The sequence below is a fragment of the Nocardia sp. NPDC057440 genome, from assembly GCF_042802915.1.
GTDB lineage: Bacteria > Actinomycetota > Actinomycetes > Mycobacteriales > Mycobacteriaceae > Nocardia.
Genome location: NZ_JBHVDF010000010.1, coordinates 103,316 through 122,693, shown reverse-complemented (window position 1 = coordinate 122,693; position 19,378 = coordinate 103,316). Strand labels below are relative to the sequence as shown.

Below are 19,378 nucleotides of genomic sequence, written 5' to 3'. Positions count from 1 at the left end.
CGATCAGTGTGACGCGGGCGGGATGCTCTGCTCGTACTGGAAGATGTTGTGGGGGTCGTACTTCGCCTTGATCCTGCGCAGCCGCTCGAAGCGCTGGCTCCCCCAGTAGGCGGTCTCCCACTCTTGCATTCCGACGTTCGGCACGTTGACGTAGGCGCCGTCCGCGTAGGGCTGCAGCGCCTGGCTGAACTCAGCGGTCCAGGCCTGGGCCTGCGAGGTCAGCGGGTCGCCGACGCCTGGTTGCGTTGAACGAGTCCCCCAGGCCGCGCCGATCTCGCCGTAGAAAAGCGCGTCGCGATGCGCGAACGCCGTGCCGCCGGGGGGCTCCCGCTTGATCGCCCCGCCGAAGGCATCGACGAAGTAGTTGCACTCCTCTGTGGGAGCGTTTCGCATGAAGTCGCCGATGATGTCGATCGCCTCCTTCGGGAACCGCTCTTTGACGAACTCCGAGAAGAACTTCCAGTTCGCGGGCTCCTGCGCGAGCGGGACCTGGGCTCCCGCAAAGAAGTCGCCCCAGTTACCGACCTGCACCGTGACATCGGGCCTGCCGACCGACAGGATCGGAGCCAGCATTTCTCTGGCCTGTGCCGCTGCCCCGTCCACAAGCCACGCGGACAGCAGGATCTGGGACTTGTGGATCTCGAGCTCGGATCCCAGACGGCTGTCGGCGGACGGTACCGTACGCTGCCACGCCTCGAAGACCCCGTACAGGTCGCCAAGTCCATCCCATGTCGCCTGCACATAGGCGAGATGCTCGAGCGCGTACACCTTATAGGTGAGTTGTGTGACGATCCCGAAGTTGCCGTTTCCCGCCCCGCGAAGCGCCCAGAGCAGGTCCGAGTGGTGCTGCAAGTCCGCGTTGATCACCTTGGCGCAGTCGTGACCCGACGGGACGACGACCTCGGCCGCCATCAGGCTGTCGCAGGCCATGCCGAGCCAGCGGTTGAGGGGCCCGAGGCCACCGCCAAGCGTCGCACCACACAAGCTCACGCTGCCCTCACTCCCGGTTGTGACCGCGAGGTTCTGCTTCGCCAGCGTTGTCACCGCTTCCAGTTGGTTCAGCCCGGCACCGACCGTCGCGATACGAGCACCAGGGTCGATCTGTACCGACTTCAGCTGGCTGACGTCGATTACGATGCCGTTGTCGACGTTCGACCAGCCTTCGAGGGCGTGGCGGCCGCTCCGCACCCGCAGCGCGATGTTGTGCTGCCGCGCCCACGTCAGGGCGTTCACCACGTCCTGGGTTTCCTGTGCGAAGGCGATGACCAGCGGATAGTGAGAAAAGAGCTGGTCCCAGCCGAGTCGCGCATCCGTGTACGACGCGTCACCGGGGCGGATGATGTGGCCGGTCAGCGTCGCGGGCGGGCATCCCGGGCTTTTACTCGCGTGGTCCGCGGCCACAATTCCCGGGGCGCTTGCGCCCGCAATATCCGGCGTGTCTGCGGCCGTAAGGCCCGAGACAACGACTGCTCCGACGCCGGCGGCCGCCGACGTCCTGAGCAGGTCACGGCGAGAAAGATCGCTCAAGGTACAGATCCTCTCAATCGGGCTACGCCAGTACCCGGCTGCCAAGGGAACTCCTACCCGCCAGCCGCCAGGCAGTCCTTTGTGGTCGACCCCCGCACGGTAACTGGGTGGCGTGGCGGTGTGTCCCGACACGCCAATCGAGGACGATGACGACACCCGAACGAGGTTCCCGGCGGTGTCGGCCAGCTCAGCAAAACCGGACTCGTCGATTCCGAACGCACCGGAGTGAACGTGGTCCCACCACCCCGAGGACGCGACACCTGTCGACGGAGTCGCCTTTCTGAACTGTGGCCAGGCCACGGCAGGGCGTCGACGGTCCGCGGCGGAGGTGACGAACGATTGACGTCTGCGCATGACAGCGGCGCGTTCGACGGCGTGCGCCGGATCGACCGGGATGTCGGTGGGCGGCGTTAGGCTTTGCCGCATTGTGTTGAGGAGTCGAAGTAGGGGGTTGCCGCGTTGACGATGGATCGAGGCGTTGCGCCGAAGGGCGATGGCGGCCACGATGATGCGGAGTTCGAGCAGGTCGACGACATCGAGGGGGATGTGTCGTTCGGGCTCGAGGAGATCAACGAGTTGTTGGGTGAACTGGTCGAGATACATGGGGACCGTCGGCGGCGGGATGCGGAGATCGTCGGGTTCCGGTTGGGGGTGCGCGGGGAGGCGCCGGAGACCTTGGCGCGGATCGGGGCGCGATATGACCTGTCGCGGGACCGGATTCGGCAGTTGCATACGCGGGCGGTGGGGCAGATCATTCGGGAAGCGCAACTGAGTGGGCATCGGGCGGCAGGGGTGTTCGGGGCGCGATATCCGGTGGGGACACGGGATTCGCAGTTGGTGCGGGCGTTGCTGGTGGAGACGTACGCGACGGACAGCGATATCGCGGCCAACGAGTTGACGTATCTGAAGCTGCGGCTCGCGGGGCATGCCGGGGAGGACGCGCGGCGGATCGCGGGGTTCGTGATGCAGCGGATCATGGCATGGCAGAAGAAGACCAATCGGCGGCTGGCGAAGTTGCACAATGCGGAACCGTCGGCGACCGATGAGGTGAATTCGTGGCTGGGGCAGGTTGATTGGCCCGGGTCGGTGGCTGCTGCCGCGCCGCCCCGCGAGTCGGCGCGGGTCGTCGACGGCGATGACGATGGTAGGGGCAGGTTCTATCTGGGCAAGGTGGGGCGCGACGTGCCGTTCGATTCCGGGCTGGAGGCTCGGCTGTTGCGGACCCTCAACGCGAGCGATCTGATCGCCACGTTCCAAGAGCAGCCGAGCGCCGTCGAATATCAGGTGGACGGCACGGATCAGGTCTTCTACCCGAGCATCGTCGCCGAGCTGGCCGACAAACGGGTCGTGCTGATCGATGTCCAACCGCTGGGACACGTCGGCTTTCACATCAATAGGGCCAAGTCGGCCGCAGGGCGTGCCTATGCGCACGCCAACGGGTGGGGCTGGCTCGTCTGGACAGGGAGCCGGCTCGGTGTGCCGGAACTGCGTGGGCGGCAGGTCGATTCGCAGTCCGAGAGCCGGCTGCGCGAGCTGATCGACAACGGGCCGGTGCACTGGCCTGCGATACAGCGCCTGCGGACGGAGACCGGACTCGAATTACTCGACCTCGCCGCACTGGTCCTGCGCAACGAATGGCGCTGGGATCGTGCGCCGTTCCGATTGACCGCGGGCCGCTGACGCGGCCGTCGCCGATCTCAGCGCACCACCATCGCACCGGCGAGGAAGGTGACGATCAGCATCATGGCGCAGCAGGTGATCAGTTGCCAGTGGCTGATGGTCTGCTGGAGATTGGTGATGGTGGCGCGCAGGCTGGTGTCGACACGGTTGTGGTCGGCGAGCCTGCGCTGCGCTTCGGCAAGTGAGTCGGCGTGCCCCTGGGTGGATTCCTCGGCGCGCTCCAACCGGGCGGCGAGCTTCATGATCTGTTTCTGCTTGTCCCGCACCGATTTCCGGGACAGGGCCAGCGTGGTGCGCTGATTGACCAGTTCTTGGCGTTGGCGGGCGATGACGCTGGCCTGCGTTCTGGTGTGGTGTTCCCAGTCGGTCACGGTTGCCCATCCTCCTGTCGTCACGTCTCGGTAGCCCCACACGATGTCACCGGTGACCCAGCCCCGCAGAAAGTCGCGCAGTTCATACGGTTCGCGTTGCGGAACGACCACAGCACTGTGCGCGGCGTCGAGCATTCCGAGGTCGATGAGATAGTCACACGCGGGCGGTGCGAGATCGGCGACCCCGATCGCGGGCAGGTAGGCCACCCAATAGCCAGGCGCGCACAGCCACAGCACACCGGCACACCCGGACGCGCGCAGCCGCGCGGTATGTTGCTGTGCCGAATCCCGATCCAGCGGCCCGCTGCGCACCTCGATGGCGAACTCCCGGTCGCCCACCCGCCAGTAGATGTCCACCGGCACATCGCCGACACGGCGATCGACCTCGGCCTCGTCGGCGCCGTAGGCGAGCATCCTGGCGGCCAGCCAATGCTTCAGCCGCCGAATATTCCATTGCGCGTCGATACAATCCGGGCACCGACAGGCATATCCGGACTCGTCCCGCCCTGGTCCGCGCACCGGCCCCTCGGACACCACATCTTCGGACCCGCGACTATCCGATATGCCCAATTCGGCGAGCATCGCCCGACGCCCGCAAGCGGTGTCCACTCGCTGCTTCGTCCTCACGCGACCACTCCCCTGCCCAAACCACCGCAGTTCCGACGACCTCGATCGTCAGCCATAGATCAAGAGTGCGTCAGACTTCCATCGCCCGCCAGTCCCCTTTACCCCGCGCTCGGGTGCGCCATAACTGGAGAACCACCGCTTACCAGCCAATGTGCGGTGCGTCACAAGGGATTTCGCAGCGACATACGAGAGCATCACCACAGAAATTCCGGCGGATTGACACTTGCCGCCATTTCCGTGACACGGCCGGACCACGATACAAGCCCATTCGAGATTGTCGGCCGTCTTGCCCGAGGGCGCCCATGCCACTGGTACAGCCCCCTCGACACAGCCGCTCGTTTCGATGCCGATCTACTATCGGTCGATCACCGCTGCAGCGATAGCGCACGACAGCGAGTAGTTTCCCAAGCGAACGAAAAGTGCCGCGGCCCACTGGGTGCTGGTTGCCTCGAGCCGCGTATCTACCGATCGACGGATAGAATCGGCCGGCCACGGGCGGAGTTCGGGCACATACGGGGAAGAAGGTAAACGAATGGACCACGGCGAGCCGGGTGGCGAGTCGATCGGCGCGCTCTTGTCGAGCCTCGCGACGACCCTGCGCGAGGTAAGCGACAAGCTGGACGCTGTGGCCGGCCGCGTGGACGAGAATCGCGACGACAACGACGTGATCGAGCGCCTTGCGAAGCTGGAGGCGTGGGCTTTTCGTGCCGGGGATGATATGACGAAGCTGGACGCGCGATTGGAACACGTCGAATCCGGCGGCGCCCCGAGTAAGGACACCGTCGAGGCCACTCCCAGCAGGCTCGACGCGAGCCGTCCGGATTCGCCGAAGCTGCCCTCGCGCGCGCAACGCCGCGAAGCGACCGTGATACCGCCACTCGGCGACCAGTCCGGACGGACACCGACAGCGCCGTTCGAAATTACTCCGGCAGCGCCACGCCGAGACCCCGCCCCGGCTGTGACGCCGAATACCCGGACCGAGCCCGCCGCACCCGCCTTCCGCAACGAACGGCTCGAATCCCCGACTCCCCCAGTGCAGCACGAACACGTCGAGCCGGCGACGATCACCCCGCGCACACCACGCGCCGAGTCGACAGCGGCCCCGTTCCACAGCGAACCCTTCGGTCCCGCGACACACAGCGAGCCACGTAACTCCCGGCTGGAGCAGACGGCGCCGACCTTCGGCAGCGAGCGCCTGGAGCCCCCGGCGCCGCCCCGTAGCGAATGGCCGGAGACAGCCCCGACTACGCACTCCGAGCGACCCGAACCTGCCGAGCCCCGGAGCAACGAACGCCTGACGCCCCCTGCTCAGGCATCTCGAAACGACTGGGCCGACTTCAGCTCACCCGCCGCGGGCAACGGCCGCGGCGCATCCACGGCGCCCACGAACCACGGCCGGACCGATTACAGCACTACAGGATCGAGCAACGGCCGGACCGACTACAGCAGCACAGGACCGAGCAACGGCCGCCTAGAAACGCCACCGACCCGACCCGATTCCGGCATGACCGCGCCCCGCAACGACCGCGAAGAAGCCGTCCCCATCCCGCCGGGAGCCCATCGCGCCGCCACAACCACCGAAGACAATTCTCACGTGGACAAGCTGCAGGCGATGCTCGACGAACTCAAGCGCAACGGTCCCTTCGGCGCTCGCCCCGAAGCGCCTTCCCCGGGCGAATTGCCCGGTATCGACCCGCATTTCGCGGTGCGAACCGAGGGGTAGACAGCGACCTGCCGGTGTCATACGCCCGGGCTCTGCACCGCACCCGCACAGGCCACCGCCGACCCAGGCGTACCGATCGCAGAAACTGAACCCCGCACCGAACTCCCGGGCGACGCTGCCGACGGCCCTCGTTCGAGACCGCAGGGCCCGCTGACCAAAAGCTGGGCTGCGACTTCGGTGCAGTCCTGATACAGCCGTCACCACGCCGGCAAGCGCAGCCTCGACCTGGTGTCCGGGCGGCTCGGCGGGCTCGGCACAAGGCAACGGCACGATCGAGGCTGGCGCGCCGATGTCGACGGCGGACTGTCCCGGCTACAGATTGCCCATGAATCCCGTGTCTGATGCCGACAGGACACGGCCGAATCGCCCTACGGTCGGTCGCCGTGGCGAGAGTGTGGGTCTGCGCCGTCGACAGCGCTGGTGAGGACGGCGCGGATCAGCTCGCGAAACCAGCGGTGGCCACTGTCGGCAGTGTTGCGGGGGTGCCAGGCCATACCGATGGTCACCTCCGGCAGAGGTAGCGGAATCTTGAAGGCACACAACCCGAGCGCGGCCAATGTGGTGGCACTGAGGGCGGCGGGCGCCGGGCAGATCAGGTGGCCCGCTCGAACGGCGAGCAGTGCGGTGGTGAGGTTCGGGACGGTGGCTACAACGCGGCGGGTGCGGCCGTGCAAGGCCAGTCGGTCGTCGATGGGGCCGCGGGCGCGACCGAGCCGGGAAATGGAGAGGTGCGCGGCCGAGGCGAACGCCGCCACTGTGACACGGTCGGTGGCGAGCGGGTGGTCGGGCGCCGCGACGCCGATCACCCGGTCGCCGAGCACCCGTTGCACCGTCGTTTCCGGATCGGTGTGGTCGATGACGCCCACCTCGATGTCGACTCGACCGTCACGTAACGCTGCGGTCCCCTCGAAGGTGTCGGGCAGAAAATGCACTGTGACGCCAGGGGCTCGGGCCCGGACGGCGGTCAGCAGCGGGGCGGCGAGTTCGGTCAGCACCGTGTCGCCCGCCTGCAGGGCGAAGCTGCGCTTGAGCCCTGCGGGGTCAAGGGCGCCGCGCGGGGTGAGCAGCGCACGGCCCTGCTCGACCAACACGCTCACTTCGTAGCGCAACTCCAGCGCGCGCGGCGTCGGCACCAGATTGCGGCCTGCGCGCACCAATAGCGGATCGCCGAGCACGCGCCGCAACCGAGCCAGCGTTCGGCTCATGGCGGGGGCCGAGGTGTGCATCCGCTCGGCAGCCCGCGTGACGCTATGGGTGTCCAGTAGCGCATCCAGAGCAACCAAGAGGTTCATGTCCAAGGCTTCCACCCATGGATTATCACCAGCGGAAAGACAAGATACCAACATTGCGCTGGTGATAATCCGTGTCGACTCCTGGCGTTGTAGCCAGACGGCGCCGTGCTGCCGATCTCGAAATCCACTGCCGGAAGGACTCAGCCACTCATGTCCCCCATCCCCAGGTTGCTGTGCTGAGCCAGAGCGGTTGCACACTGAGCTTCGTCGATCTCACGACCGGTACCCGTACAGCACGAATCGATGTCGTTCCCGAAGGACACGAACTGTGTTTCGATCCCAGCTCACGGCTGTTATACGCCAGCCACACCTATCGCTCGGGCCATGTGGCCGGCCCATGCGGCCGAGAGCCATGAGATCACCGTGGTCGATGTCGACATCCATGACATCGTCGATGTCTCGACCTGTCTCCAGAGCACGCACCGCACGAACTGTTGCTCGACTCCGATACCGGGCTGCTGTACGCCGGTGTCGAGGAGGACCCCGCGGGACCGAACGGGCTCGTGGCGATCGCTCTGAAATCCCGACATATCGTGCGCCGCATCTCGGCGGACGCCGCGATCCCGCACTAGGCCGCACTCACTCCGGACAGCAAGAAGGTGTACACCAGCAACAAACGGGCACCATTCGTTTCGGTGCTCGATCTCACCGATCACGGGGCGGCACGGCGAATACCGGCGCCGGGCAGCGAAGGCCTGGCCCTGTCGCCCGACAGTGCGCTGTTGCTCGTGGCGACGCCTGTCATGAGCATCCCGCCCGATGCGGAAGCCTCGTATGCGGTGTAGGTCATCGACGTCGGCACCGACGCCGTGGTCGAGACGATTTCCACGCCCGCGGTGCCGGGCCGGTCCATGTCACCGCGAACAGCCGCGTCATGGTGGGCCAGTGGCGATTCGGTGACGTCGGCTCACCGTTGCGCGCCGGGCTGCTCTCGATATACGACGCGATCGCTCCGTTCGGCCGGATCGAGGTGGGCGTCGGACCCATCGACAACCGCGACTCTGGAGGTGGATCGCGGCGACGATCTGCGCTGGACCGATCGATCCCCAATCAGGGTGCGCACGGCATGGCCTATGTTCCGGCCATCGCCTAGCTGCCTGGCGCTGCCGGGGTTCCGGCGGGCACCTGCACCCCCGGCGTAGTGTGGTTCGCCGGTGACCGGCGCTCGCCGAGACCGCGGTAGGACGACGGTTTGATCGTCCGGAACCATTGGGCGGCGCGAGTTCTCAGCGGCAACCGATAGTGCAGGTCGGCGAGCATCTCATCGATGTTGTGGATGGAGAACGGGGTGATCGCGGTGCCGTGGGCGTGGTGGCCGTTGGTCCGCTCGGCCATCCACTGCAGGCGTTCGTCGACCTGCGCGCCCATGGTCTCGGCGGTGGGCAGTGCGAGCCTGCCGCCGAGCAGTGCGGCGGTCCAGTGCGCGGCGACCTCGGCGTTGAGCGCACTGATCACCGAGGAGTTGTAGCCGACGAAGGTCAGGTTCGGGACGCCGACCGGCAGGATCTGGCGGTACAGGCGGAAATTGCCGTCGTCGTCGGTGAGCTGACGCTGGATGTACGGGGTGAGGAACGGGACACGCTGATGGAATCCGGTGGCGCAGATGACGACGTCGGCCTGGATCATCTCGCCGGTGGACAGCTGCACGCCGGGTCCGTTGTCACCGCCGAGCATCTCCGCGATGGTGGCGTCGCGATGGACCGCGATACGGCCCGCCGCCACTTGCTCGTAGAAGTTTTCGGTGGTGAGACCGACGGTGCTTTCCGCGATCTCCTCGAACCTGCCGTCGGGCACCAGACCCAGTTCACGCAGGTTCATGTGCTTGGTGGCGAGCTCCTGGATCACATCGAGATTGGTGTCACGGAACGAGTGGCCACGGCCGTGCAGGAAGCGTTCGAACCGGCCGAGCTCCTGATAGCGGAAGTGCGCCTCTCCCATGCGGGTCAGCATCAGTCGTTCGTAATCCAGGACGCGGGCCAGCTTGCGCGGCATCTTCCACAGCAGCCGTCGCGCGACCACACTGGTCGAGGCGGCGACGTGGCTGACTGCCTCGGCGATATCGCAGGCGGACTTTCCGTAGCCGACCACAACGACCGACTTGCCGCGCACGGCTTCGACGTCATGGAATTTCGAGGCGACACCCAACTGCCCGCCCGCGCGGCGGAAACGGTCGGCGCCGGGGAAGTCCGGCAGCACGGGATCGCTGAACACGCCGTTGGCGATCACCAGGTGGTCGCAGGAGGTGCGGCGGATACCGCCCCTGTCACGAATCTCCAGCAGCCAACCGCTGTCGACGGGATCGGCGGCGACCACCTCGGTATTGAGCCGCAGGTGCTCGCCCAGGCCGTTGTGGCGGACGTATCCGTCCAGGTACGCCTGCATCTGTTGCCCGTCGGGCACGCGAGGGTAGTCCGCGGGCATCGGATAGTCCGAGAAGTGATAGGTGTGCTTGCTGTTCTGCGCGCGCAGCCCCGGATACCGGCGCGTCGCGCTCCACACACCCCCGACGTCGGGAGTCCGGTCGAATACTTCGACCGGGAATCCCTCCTGTCGCAACACCTTCGCGCAGGCGAGGCCTGCGATGCCCGCACCTACGATCGCGATGCGGTTCCCGCTCGTCATGGGACGGAGATTACGTCGCCTGCGCCCGTGCGGCAAAGCCCGCCCAAGATTTCACCCGTCTGAACGTGGGGTGACGACCATCTTGGCCTTGCCGCGCGGCACGGTAGTGATGTTGCGTACACGACCGCGTTCCGGCTTCGCGCCGGCAGGCGCCGACAGGCTGTATCTGTTCAGGATTTCGCGCAGCACGGTGGTGCCCTCCATGAGCGAGAAACCCGCACCGATGCAGCGGCGCACCCCGCCGCCGAAGGGTAGCCAGGTGTTCGGCTCCACCTCGCCGTCGAGGAAACGCGACGGCCGGAACGTCGCGGCGTCGCGATAGTTCTCCGTGCTGCGATGCGCCAGCAAGATGGAGCAGCTGACCACGGTGCCCGCGGGCAGCCGCCAGCCGCCGATGGTCATGTCGCCGGTGAGTTTGCGGACGGCGCCGGGAATCACGGTGCGCAGCCGCATGGCTTCCTTCATGACGGCTTCGAGCGTCTTGTCGTCGTCGGTGCGCACCGCCTCGAAGGCCTGCTGTTGCAGGTCGGGGTGGACAGCGAGTTCGTGCAGGGCCCAGGACAGTGCGGCGGCCGTGGTTTCGTGCCCGGCCAGCAGCAGGGTGATCAGCTGGTCGCGCAATTCGGCGTCGGTGAGCGGCGGGTCGGCGTCGGTTTCACCGCCGGCTTGCAGCAGCCTCGACAGCACATCAGTGCGCTCGGCGAGGTCGGGCGCGGTGCGGCGGGCCGCGATCTCCGCGTAGAGCAGGTCGTCGATGGCGACCAGGTTGTCGTGGAAGGCCCTCCACGGTGCGAACCGCTGCAGCGCGGGTTTCAGGAAGCCGATGTACTGGATGGTGCCGATGGTGACGATGCGATGCAGCCGCGGCGCGAGTGCCGCGCGGGTGCGTGCATCGGTGACGCCGAACACCACCCGCATGATGACCTCGAGGGTGAGCGCGTTCATCCGATCGAGGGTGATCACTGTGGAACCGGGCTGCCAGCGTTGCACTTCCGCGCCCGCGATCTCGGCGACCACGTCCCGATAGCCGCGCAGTGCCGCACCGTTGAAGGCAGGCATCAGCAATCGGCGCGCCCTGGCGTGCTCGGCTTCGTCGGTCATCAGGACCGAATGCGCGCCCATGATCGGCCCGAGAATCTGGTTGCCTTCTCCGGCATGCAGGTCGCGCGGGTCGCCCGCGAAGATCTGTTTGATGTGTTCGGGCCGGGTGAACACGACGAGCTTGTCCGCGAAGGGCGGCACTCGCAGCGCGAACACATCGCCGTAGCGCCGACGCAGCGGCGGCAAGATCAGTGACCGGCGGCGGATATACAAGAAGCCCTGTACGAATGCCGGTAGGGGTGGGCCCGGCGGATACGTTGCAGTCATCGCTTCCTCCGAATCCGAGCCGGAGGCATCGTTGTTCCGGTCATGAGCAAATGTCGCACATTCCGCCGACCGCGGGAAAGGCCGCGGGCCTGCCTTCCACAGGTGCGCGGCGCAGGCATCCGGTGCACGAGAGAAATCCGCCTGCGGCCGTCTCGTCTCGATGATCCGCCCCGCCGGACGAGTTGTCTTGTGCCCCTTCGATACTGGCACGCGATGCCAGTATCGTCCACCGTCCGACCGGGATGTGCCCGGACCGAGGCCGGGGCGCAGTTCTCTGCGTGCACGATTCGGCGGGCGTGCCGCCGTCGGTGTCGTTACCCTGCGGGAATGAGTTCGATTGCGCCTGTACTGCGCGGCGCCCGGGTCGCGAACTCCCTCGCGTTCGGGTTGCAGGGTTTCTTCTTCGCCGTGGTGCTTACCCACTTGCCGCAGCAGAAGGAGCGGTTCGGCCTGTCCGACGGCCTGATCGTCGGGTCGGTGGTGTTGGTGTCGCTGCTCGCCGGTGGCGGTAGCGTGGCGGCCGAACAGCTGGCGATCCGCTGGTCGAGCCGCACCACGCTGCGCATCGGTCTGCTCGGCATCGCGAGCACCGGCTGCGCGCTCGCGATGGCGCCGAACACGATCGTGCTGCTGGTGACACTCGGCTGCTACGGAATCGCGGTCGGCATCGTCGATGCGAGCACCAATATGCAGGCGGTGTTCATCCAGCACGGGTACGGCACCTTCATCCTGTCGTCGTTCTACGCGGCCTGGAGCGCGGGATCGATCACCGGTGCGCTCTTCGTGTCCGGCTGTGAGGCACTCGAGGTCACGCTGCGCCAATCGGTTCTGACGGCGGCGGGGGTGGTACTCGTACTCGGGGTGGCACTCGGACCACGACTGCTCGGCGCCGACGCGGCGAAAGAAGATCCGGCGGAAGAAGGTCCGGCCGAGAGCGAACCCGGAGCAACGGAACCATCGGGGACCGTCGCGCTCTCGGCGTATCTGGTGTTCGGCATCGCCATGGCGCTGGTGTTCGCGATCGACCTCGCGGTCGGGAACTGGTCTGCGCTCTATCTGACCGACGACCTGCTCGCCAGTTCGGCCACCGCAGCCTTGGCATTGGCCGCTTATCAGGGCACCTCGCTGATCGCCCGGCTCACCGGCGACATCTGGGTCCGGCGCTTCGGGCCGCGCCGGGTCGTGCAGGTCGCCGCCACGATCGGGGTGGTCGGCCTTGCGGTGGTGGTCGCGGCTCCTGGGCCGGTGGTCGCCATTGCCGGCTTCTTGGTCGCGGGTATCGGGATGCCGGTGATCGCACCGCTGTGTTTCAGTGAGGCGGGACAGCTGACCAGCGGACGCGCGTTGGACGCGCTGATGGCGCGCCTGAACCTGTTCAACTACGCGGGCACGCTCGTCGGCGGCGGTGTGGTCGGCGCGATCGCCGCCGGGTTCGGTCACCGTGCCGGATTCGTCATTCCACTCGTGTTCGCGGCGGTCCTTATCGGGCTCGCACGCGTATTCCATTCACGTTCCGAAGCGGGCAAGTTTCTCGCAGCGGGCGATGACCATGCTGTACTGGACAGATGAGCAACATCCCAGTCACCGTCGACCGGGCCGGACTGTGGGACGCCGAGGCCCTCAGTGACGTTGCGGCCGCGACCTTTCCACTAGCCTGCCCGCCCGGCGCCACCGCCGACGACATCGAGATCTTCATCAGCGATGCGCTGTCCGGAGAGCGCTTCGGCGAATACCTGACCGACCCCACGCGCACTGTGCTGAAGGCGGTCGCGAACGGTGACATCGTCGGCTACGCGATGCTGCACGCAGGCGACCCGGGCGATCCCCAGGTCGCCGCGGCGGTGAATCTGCGGCCGGTCGTCGAGATCAGCAAGATGTATGTGCTGCCCGGCCATCACGGCAGCGGGGTATCGAAGGCGCTGATGCGCGCTACACTCCAGCGCGCTCACGAAGAGGGGGCCGCGGGAGTCTGGCTCGGGGTCAATCAGGAAAACACCCGTGCCCAGCGTTTCTACACCAAGCACGGGTTCACCAGGGTGGGCACCAGGACCTTCCACGTCGGCAACCAGTTGCATCACGACTTCGTCATGCGAAAGGTGCTCTAGCTCTTCACGAAATTCACCAGCGCCGCATGAAATGCGGGTTCGATCACGGCCATCAAATGGTCGCCGGGCACCACGGCCAGGGTGCCGTCGGGTAATGCGGACGCGAGTCGTTCGGGTTCGGCGGCGAACGGGTCGGCGGCGCCTGCCAGGACCAGCGTGGGCACGGTAACGCCGGCCAGTGTGGTGATCGGCTCGTCGTCGAGACCGGTCGCGACCGCCTCGATGGCCGCCCGGTCAGCACCGATCGCATCGGCGAGAATCCGGAACATCATGGCGACCGGGGATGCGCCTACGCCGTCGCCGTGCATGGCGGCGCGCAGGTCGTCGATGTCGATGACGCGGCGGTCGACGCCACCGCAGTCGAGCACACCCGAACCGATGCCGCCGACAGCCAGCTTCGTCACCCGCTCGTCGGCGGCCGCGACCAGCAGCGAGATCACCCCGCCCATCGAATAGCCGACCTGCACAACGCGATCGAAGCCGAGCTCGTCATACAGGGCGCTGACGTCCTTCGCCATCGCCGCCCACGAGTACCGCGCGGCGTCGTGCGGTTTGTCCGAGCGGCCGTGTCCGCGGGCGTCGAGCGAGACGACGGTGTGCCCGGCAGCCCGCAAGGCCTGCACCACACCGGTGCCCATCCAGTTGGCGTTGGTGTCGGCGACGACCCCGTGCTGCAGCACGACCGGGACCCCGTCGCCCTCCCACACTCGGTAGTTGAGCTCCAACCCGTCCCAGGTCTCGAACTTCGTCATGCCCGCATCGTAACGGGGTTCAATCCAGGGGTTGACAAGTTCTGGATGTTCAGTCTTTACTGAACTCATCAGTTCTTACGGAAATTGCAAGACATACAGAACCTGATCGAGAACTTTTCGAAGGAGCATCATGACCACCGCCGCCATCCGCACCGAGGGCCTGACCAAGCACTACGGCAAGCATGTCGCCCTCACCGAGCTGAATCTCGAGGTCGGCCAGGGCGAGGTATTCGGATTTCTCGGCCCCAACGGCGCGGGCAAGTCCACCACCATCCGCATCCTGCTGGATCTGATCCGGCCGACCTCGGGCCACGTCGAAGTTCTCGGCGTCGATCCGCGCGCGGGCGGTGCGGAACTGCGCAAGCGCATCGGCTATCTGCCGGGCGAGCTCGAGATCGAGGGCCGCAACACCGCACGCGACCTGCTCGGGTTCCTGGCCGATCTGCGCGGCACGGTCCCGGCGAATCGGATCACCGACCTCGCCGATCTGCTCGATCTGGATCTGTCCAAGAAGGTCGGCGCGATGTCCAAGGGCAACAAGCAGAAGGTCGGCATCATCGCCGCCTTCATGCACAACCCCGACCTGCTCATTCTCGACGAACCGACCTCCGGCCTTGATCCGCTACTGCAGCAGCGCTTCCTGGACCTGGTCACCGCGGCGAAGCACAACGGGCAGACGGTGTTCATGTCCTCGCACATTCTCAGCGAAGTGCAGCAGACCGCCGATCGGGCCGTCATCATGCGCGCGGGCAGGCTACTCGGCACCGAGAACGTCGAGGATCTGCGGCGGCGTTCGCCGCGCTCGGTCGAGCTGGTGTTCGGCGAGGACATTTTCGCCGATGATTTCGCGAAGCTGCCGGGTGTGCGCGACCTGACCATCGAGGGAAAAACGTTGCGCTGCACCACCGAAGGCGAAGTCGACGACCTGTTCAAGATGGCGGCGAAGAACCGCCTGATCAGCGTGCTCTCCACCGAGCCGGATCTCGAACAGATCTTCTTCAGCCTCTACGGCCGCTGACCCGTACCGGCAAGCACACCACCAGAATACTTATCGCACAGGAGAACTCGTCATGACCCGCTCGGTTTTCACCCAGACACTGAAGGAACAGCGCCGCGGCCTGATCGGCTGGTCGATCGGCCTGGCCATCGTCCCGATGATGTACCTGCCCAACTTCCAGTCGCTGCAGCAGCAGGGCTCGCTCGACATCAAGCAGAACAAGATGTACGAGGCCATGGGTATGGGCGATTTCGCCAGTGCCACCGGCTATCTGCAATCGATGGTGTACGCGATGATGGGCACGCTGTTGTTGCTGATCTTCGCGGTTACCTTCGCGGCACGTTCGGCCGCCCAGGAAGACAGTGGAACGCTGGATCTGCTACTGGCTCAACCGATCAACCGCCGGGGCCTGCTCGCGCAGCGGTTCGCGGCGCTGGCGGTGCAAACCGGAATCGTCACCACTGTCTTCACCCTGAGCATCATCGCCGGCGCGAACGCGGGACAGATGAACATTCCAGCGGGCAATATCGTTGCCGCAAGCGCGGGACTCGGCCTGCTCGCCCTCGTCGTCGGCACGATCACCATGCTGATCGGCGCGATCACCGGAAAGCGTACGCTGACACTGGGATTCGCCGCGCTGGTCGCACTGGCCGCCTACCTGGCCAACAACCTCGGCGGGATGTTCGACGGCACCGAATGGCTGCGCAAGCTGTCGCCCTTCTACTACGCGATCGGTGACTCACCACTGGTCAACGGCTGGAACGTCATCAACCTCGCGGTGCTGGTCGCCGTGGTCGTCGTCGCCGTGACGGCAGCGCTGAGCGCCTTCGACCGCCGCGACCTGGCGGTCTGATTTTTCCGAGCGGGGCGGGCCGACACGGCCCGCCCCGTTTACCCATATCGACACCACCGAAGGGATACTCGACCGATGAGCGAGCGCAGCGAACGACACACATGCACAGCGCCACTGGGGATCACGGAACAGACCACTGGCGAGGCCCGATCATGACCAGCACGGACAACGAGCCGACCAATGACCCCACCCAGGAACAGTTGGCGTTCGTCGAGGATTTGGCGCTCGTATTCGAAAAAATGGGCCTGGTCCGGATGGTCGGCCGGGCGGCGGCCTGGCTGCTGATCAGCGACCCGCCCCAGCAGACGTTCGGCCAGATCGCCGACGCGCTGCAGGCATCGAAGGGATCCATCTCGAGCGCACTGAAGACTCTGGTCACCATGCGCTGGGTGGACAAGACGTCCAAGCCTGGTGACCGCAGGGACTACTACTCGATCCGGCCCGGAATCCTCCCCGACCTGCAGCGCCAACAGCTCGCTCAATACACCGATCTCACCGACACGACTACACGCGGCCTCGCGCTGTTCGACGACCCGAACGGCGAACAAGCCGCCCGGGTCCGCGACATGCACGAGTTCTTCCTTTTCGTCTCCAAGGAGATACCCGTACTGCTCGATCGCTGGGATGCCGCGCACCCGCGCTCCTGAACCGAGCATCAGAGGATCCCGGCATCCGCCGGGATCCCTTGCGTGACAGCCGAGATCAGGCCAGCACCTTGGCCTTCAACGCGGCAACGTCGGTGGTCGAGAGCCGCAGGCCGTCGCGGACGTAGTTGTCGAAACTGCCGTAGGTCTCGGCGGCCTGATCGAAGGCGGCGTCGAGCCAGGGCTGCTGGACGCCGTTGATGGTGTCGTTCGGGCCGGTGTTGCGGTACTGGTTCGACAGCAGGTAGTCCTGGTTCACGGTGTCGCGGTCGACGCCGAGAACGGTCAGCAGGACCGCGGAGGTCCAGCCGGTGCGGTCCTTGCCCGCGGTGCAGTGGAACAGCACTGCGCCGTCTTCGGTCTCGATGACGTCGCGCAGCACCGCGGCGAAGGCCTCGTTGGCGCCGGGGGCGGTGATGAAGGCGCGGTAGAGGTCGTCGCCACCGGTCAGGGTGGTGATCAGCGTTTGTGGCGGCGCCTGGCCGATGACATCGGCCCAGTGCGCGGTGGCTCCGGCGGGCACCTTGTCGGCGCCGATGGCGCGTTCGTAGACGGTGCGCAGGTCGTCGACGTAGCGGACCTGGCGCTGGGTCAGGTCCGCGAGATCGGCTGGTGTCGCATTGTTGAGCTGACCGGTGCGGTACACCAGACCGGTACGTACCAGTCGGCCGTCGACGGTGCGGTAGCCGCCCGCGTCACGCGCGTTCTGCACGCCCTGCAGGTTCAGCGAACGGTCGAATACAGTCGCCGACGCGCTCGGCTGGTCCGCGAGGGCAGCACCTGTCACGGGCCCGAAGGCGACGGTGAGACCGGCGGCGAGTGCCACCGGGACACGGATCGAACGACTGACCATGACAAGTCTCCCAACGGTTGAACAAACAGCCCCGGCTCGAGACCACCCAACCAATTGAAATACCAGTAGGTCAACTTTGGGCAGTAGCCGCTATGCGGCTGCCGCTTCGAAACGCGACAGCGCCAGCAGTCGCGAGATCGCGCGCAGGTACTTCTTGCGGTATCCGCCGTCGAGCATCTCCTGCGAGAAGATCTCGTCGAGCTTGGCGCCGGAGACGGTCACCGGAATGCTCGCGTCGTAGAGCCGGTCCGCGAGCACCACGATGCGCAGTGCGACGGCCTGGTCGTTGACCTGGTGCACGTTCGAGATGTACACCGAAGACACTCCGGAGATCAGGGCGCCGTACTTCGACGGATGCAGCGTGCTCAGGTGTTGCAGCAGCGCGTCGAACTCGTCGAGCGTGGATCCCGGTGTGGCAGTGGCCCGTTCGGTCAGCAGCTCCGGTGAGGTCGGCTCGGGGGCAGGCGGTAGATCGCGGTGGCGGTAGTCGGGGCCGTCGACGCGCACGGCCTCGAAAATCGAGCCGAGCTTCTTGATTTCCCGCAGGAAGTCCTGCGCGGCGAAACGACCCTCGCCCAGCTGGCCGGGCAACGTATTGGAGGTCGCGGTGATCGACACACCGCGCGCGGACAGCTCGGTCAGCAGGCGCGAGACCAGCATGGTGTCGCCGGGATCGTCGAGTTCGAATTCGTCGATGCACAGCACACTGTTGGCCGCCAGCCGCTCGACGGCATTGTTGAAGCCGAGCGCACCGACGAGATTGGTGAGCTCACCGAAGGTGCCGAACGACTTCGGCGCGGGCGCGCTGTGGAATATCGAGGCGAGCAGGTGGGTCTTGCCGACTCCGAATCCGCCGTCGAGATATAGGCCCGCGCCACTGACCGGCTTCTTCTTGCCGAACAGGCTCTTCTTGTTGGCCGCGTGGTTGATCTTGGCGACCTGACCGGCGAAGTCCTCTGCCTTGCGCACCGCGGCAGCCTGGCTCGGCTCCTCGGGATCCGGGATGTAGGAGGCGAAACTGACCTCGTCGAACATGGGCGGGGGCACCATCTGCGCGACCAACTGGTCTGCCGGAACCTCCGGATGGCGATCGACAAGGCGTTCTTGCATAGACGGAGCCTAATGACGTGGTGTGATGTTGCTTCATGCAGCGTATCCACAATGCGATCCAGCTCACAGGGCTGAGCGACGATGACCTGGCCGAGCTGTACGCCTACCCCGTCCGGCTCGACCGGCCCTGGGTCCGAGCCAATTTCGTGTCCAGCATCGATGGCGCCGCCACCAGCGGCGGACTGTCCGAGGGTCTGGGCACGCCGGCCGACAAATCGGTGTTCGCGATGCTGCGCGAGCTGGCCGATGTGATCCTCGTCGGCGCGGGCACCGTACGTGCGGAGAACTACGGCGGCGCCCGCGCCGACCCGCGGCGGCGGCGTGCTCTCTACGATCGCGGGCTCGGCGGCCACCGCGACGGCGCACCGCCGCCGATCGCCGTGCTCACCGCGAGCGCCGCGATCGAACCCGGCTCGCGGCTGTGCACCGATGCCTCCGCCACACCCATCGTCATCACGACCGCGGCGGCGCCGCAGGACCGCAAGCAGCAGTTGCGCGACGCGGGCGTGCGGGTCGTCGAGGCGGGCGATATCGCGGTCACACCGAAAGGGCTGCTGCGCGCATTGGAAGAGCTCCAATTGCGCCGCGTGCTGTGCGAGGGCGGCCCCCACCTGTTCGGCGAGTTGCTCGACGCCGACGCGATCGACGAACTCTGCCTGACCACCGCACCTGTGCTGGTCGGCGGGACGGCGCGACGAATTTCGCTGTCCGCACACGAGTTCCACACCCCCATGGCACGCAGGCACATCCTGCTCGACGACGACGGCACGATACTCACCCGCTGGGCCCGTCGCTGACGTGCGCGACACCCACGCCTCAGCGCTCATCTACGGCTGCTTTGTGAAACAACCGGG

At 66.3% G+C, this 19,378-nt stretch carries 19 protein-coding genes; 10 read left to right on the top strand and 9 right to left on the bottom strand.

The genetic code is table 11. The features are described 5' to 3' along the window. Nucleotides 1-3 precede the first annotated feature (3 nt). Nucleotides 4-2,130 carry an FAD-binding oxidoreductase gene (locus ACFU4Z_RS21570; protein ID WP_379065651.1) on the bottom strand — a complete coding sequence of 709 codons (2,127 nt, stop codon included), beginning with the start codon at nt 2,128-2,130 and terminating at the stop codon, nt 4-6. Between ACFU4Z_RS21570 and ACFU4Z_RS21565 the strand changes: the two genes are divergently transcribed. Next, nucleotides 2,074-3,207, top strand: a complete 1,134-nt coding sequence (locus ACFU4Z_RS21565; RefSeq protein WP_379065649.1) for a sigma factor-like helix-turn-helix DNA-binding protein — start codon at nt 2,074-2,076, stop codon at nt 3,205-3,207. The two genes, ACFU4Z_RS21570 and ACFU4Z_RS21565, sit on opposite strands and share 57 nt — an antisense overlap. A 17-nt stretch (nt 3,208-3,224) precedes the next feature. On the opposite strand, the gene ACFU4Z_RS21560 is transcribed toward ACFU4Z_RS21565, so the two are convergent. Beyond that, entirely contained in the window at nt 3,225-4,205 is a 981-nt protein-coding gene (locus ACFU4Z_RS21560) for a hypothetical protein (protein ID WP_379065647.1), read from the bottom strand. Between the two features lie 532 nt (nt 4,206-4,737). Here ACFU4Z_RS21560 and ACFU4Z_RS21555 point away from each other — a divergent pair. Then, entirely contained in the window at nt 4,738-5,928 is a 1,191-nt protein-coding gene (locus tag ACFU4Z_RS21555) for a hypothetical protein (protein WP_379065644.1), read from the top strand. A gap of 368 nt (nt 5,929-6,296) precedes the next feature. On the opposite strand, the gene ACFU4Z_RS21550 is transcribed toward ACFU4Z_RS21555, so the two are convergent. Beyond that, nucleotides 6,297-7,226 carry a LysR family transcriptional regulator gene (locus ACFU4Z_RS21550; protein ID WP_379065974.1) on the bottom strand — a complete coding sequence of 310 codons (930 nt, stop codon included), beginning with the start codon at nt 7,224-7,226 and terminating at the stop codon, nt 6,297-6,299. A gap of 428 nt (nt 7,227-7,654) precedes the next feature. On the opposite strand from ACFU4Z_RS21550, the gene ACFU4Z_RS21545 reads away from it, so the two are divergent. Then, the gene (locus ACFU4Z_RS21545; RefSeq protein ID WP_379065642.1) at nt 7,655-7,792 is read left to right on the top strand and encodes a hypothetical protein; all 138 of its coding nucleotides are present in this window, start codon (nt 7,655-7,657) and stop codon (nt 7,790-7,792) included. An 80-nt stretch (nt 7,793-7,872) separates the two neighbouring features. On the opposite strand, the gene ACFU4Z_RS21540 is transcribed toward ACFU4Z_RS21545, so the two are convergent. After that, nucleotides 7,873-8,073: a hypothetical protein gene (locus tag ACFU4Z_RS21540; protein ID WP_379065639.1), complete on the bottom strand. Its 201-nt coding sequence runs from the start codon at nt 8,071-8,073 to the stop codon at nt 7,873-7,875. A gap of 21 nt (nt 8,074-8,094) precedes the next feature. Here ACFU4Z_RS21540 and ACFU4Z_RS21535 point away from each other — a divergent pair, with 21 nt between their 5' ends. Then, complete coding sequence (locus ACFU4Z_RS21535; RefSeq protein WP_379065637.1) at nt 8,095-8,313, top strand: hypothetical protein; 219 nt, start codon at nt 8,095-8,097, stop codon at nt 8,311-8,313. On the opposite strand, the gene ACFU4Z_RS21530 is transcribed toward ACFU4Z_RS21535, so the two are convergent. Both ACFU4Z_RS21530 and ACFU4Z_RS21525 read right to left on the bottom strand, forming a co-directional pair. Beyond that, on the bottom strand, nt 8,310-9,842 hold the full coding sequence (locus ACFU4Z_RS21530) for a flavin-containing monooxygenase (RefSeq protein WP_379065635.1): 1,533 nt from the start codon (nt 9,840-9,842) through the stop codon (nt 8,310-8,312). The genes ACFU4Z_RS21535 and ACFU4Z_RS21530 overlap by 4 nt on opposite strands. A 51-nt stretch (nt 9,843-9,893) precedes the next feature. Further along, a complete protein-coding gene (locus ACFU4Z_RS21525; protein ID WP_379065632.1) occupies nt 9,894-11,210 on the bottom strand; it encodes a cytochrome P450 in 1,317 nt (438 codons plus the stop codon). A 327-nt stretch (nt 11,211-11,537) separates the two neighbouring features. Between ACFU4Z_RS21525 and ACFU4Z_RS21520 the strand changes: the two genes are divergently transcribed. Together ACFU4Z_RS21520 and ACFU4Z_RS21515 are read left to right on the top strand one after the other, a co-directional pair. Further along, complete coding sequence (locus tag ACFU4Z_RS21520) at nt 11,538-12,779, top strand: MFS transporter (RefSeq protein ID WP_379065629.1); 1,242 nt, start codon at nt 11,538-11,540, stop codon at nt 12,777-12,779. 5 nt (nt 12,780-12,784) lie between these two features. Further along, nucleotides 12,785-13,315 carry a GNAT family N-acetyltransferase gene (locus ACFU4Z_RS21515; RefSeq protein WP_379065972.1) on the top strand — a complete coding sequence of 177 codons (531 nt, stop codon included), beginning with the start codon at nt 12,785-12,787 and terminating at the stop codon, nt 13,313-13,315. Here the strand turns inward: ACFU4Z_RS21515 and ACFU4Z_RS21510 are convergent. Then, nucleotides 13,312-14,067 (bottom strand): alpha/beta fold hydrolase, encoded by a 756-nt coding sequence (locus ACFU4Z_RS21510; protein ID WP_379065627.1) that lies wholly within the window; start codon nt 14,065-14,067, stop codon nt 13,312-13,314. The genes ACFU4Z_RS21515 and ACFU4Z_RS21510 overlap by 4 nt on opposite strands. A 130-nt stretch (nt 14,068-14,197) precedes the next feature. Between ACFU4Z_RS21510 and ACFU4Z_RS21505 the strand changes: the two genes are divergently transcribed. From ACFU4Z_RS21505 to ACFU4Z_RS21495, 3 genes are all read left to right on the top strand, one after another. Further along, on the top strand, nt 14,198-15,085 hold the full coding sequence (locus tag ACFU4Z_RS21505; protein ID WP_379065625.1) for an ABC transporter ATP-binding protein: 888 nt from the start codon (nt 14,198-14,200) through the stop codon (nt 15,083-15,085). Nucleotides 15,086-15,137: 52 nt separating this feature from the next. Next, nucleotides 15,138-15,917 carry an ABC transporter permease subunit gene (locus ACFU4Z_RS21500; RefSeq protein WP_379065623.1) on the top strand — a complete coding sequence of 260 codons (780 nt, stop codon included), beginning with the start codon at nt 15,138-15,140 and terminating at the stop codon, nt 15,915-15,917. 152 nt (nt 15,918-16,069) lie between these two features. After that, entirely contained in the window at nt 16,070-16,564 is a 495-nt protein-coding gene (locus ACFU4Z_RS21495) for a GbsR/MarR family transcriptional regulator (RefSeq protein WP_379065621.1), read from the top strand. A gap of 55 nt (nt 16,565-16,619) precedes the next feature. On the opposite strand, the gene ACFU4Z_RS21490 is transcribed toward ACFU4Z_RS21495, so the two are convergent. Both ACFU4Z_RS21490 and zapE read right to left on the bottom strand, forming a co-directional pair. Further along, complete coding sequence (locus tag ACFU4Z_RS21490; protein ID WP_379065619.1) at nt 16,620-17,414, bottom strand: tyrosine-protein phosphatase; 795 nt, start codon at nt 17,412-17,414, stop codon at nt 16,620-16,622. Nucleotides 17,415-17,504: 90 nt separating this feature from the next. Further along, entirely contained in the window at nt 17,505-18,524 is a 1,020-nt protein-coding gene (gene zapE, locus ACFU4Z_RS21485; protein ID WP_379065617.1) for a cell division protein ZapE, read from the bottom strand. A gap of 35 nt (nt 18,525-18,559) precedes the next feature. On the opposite strand from zapE, the gene ACFU4Z_RS21480 reads away from it, so the two are divergent. Beyond that, nucleotides 18,560-19,321 carry a pyrimidine reductase family protein gene (locus tag ACFU4Z_RS21480; protein ID WP_379065614.1) on the top strand — a complete coding sequence of 254 codons (762 nt, stop codon included), beginning with the start codon at nt 18,560-18,562 and terminating at the stop codon, nt 19,319-19,321. Nucleotides 19,322-19,378: the final 57 nt, after the last annotated feature.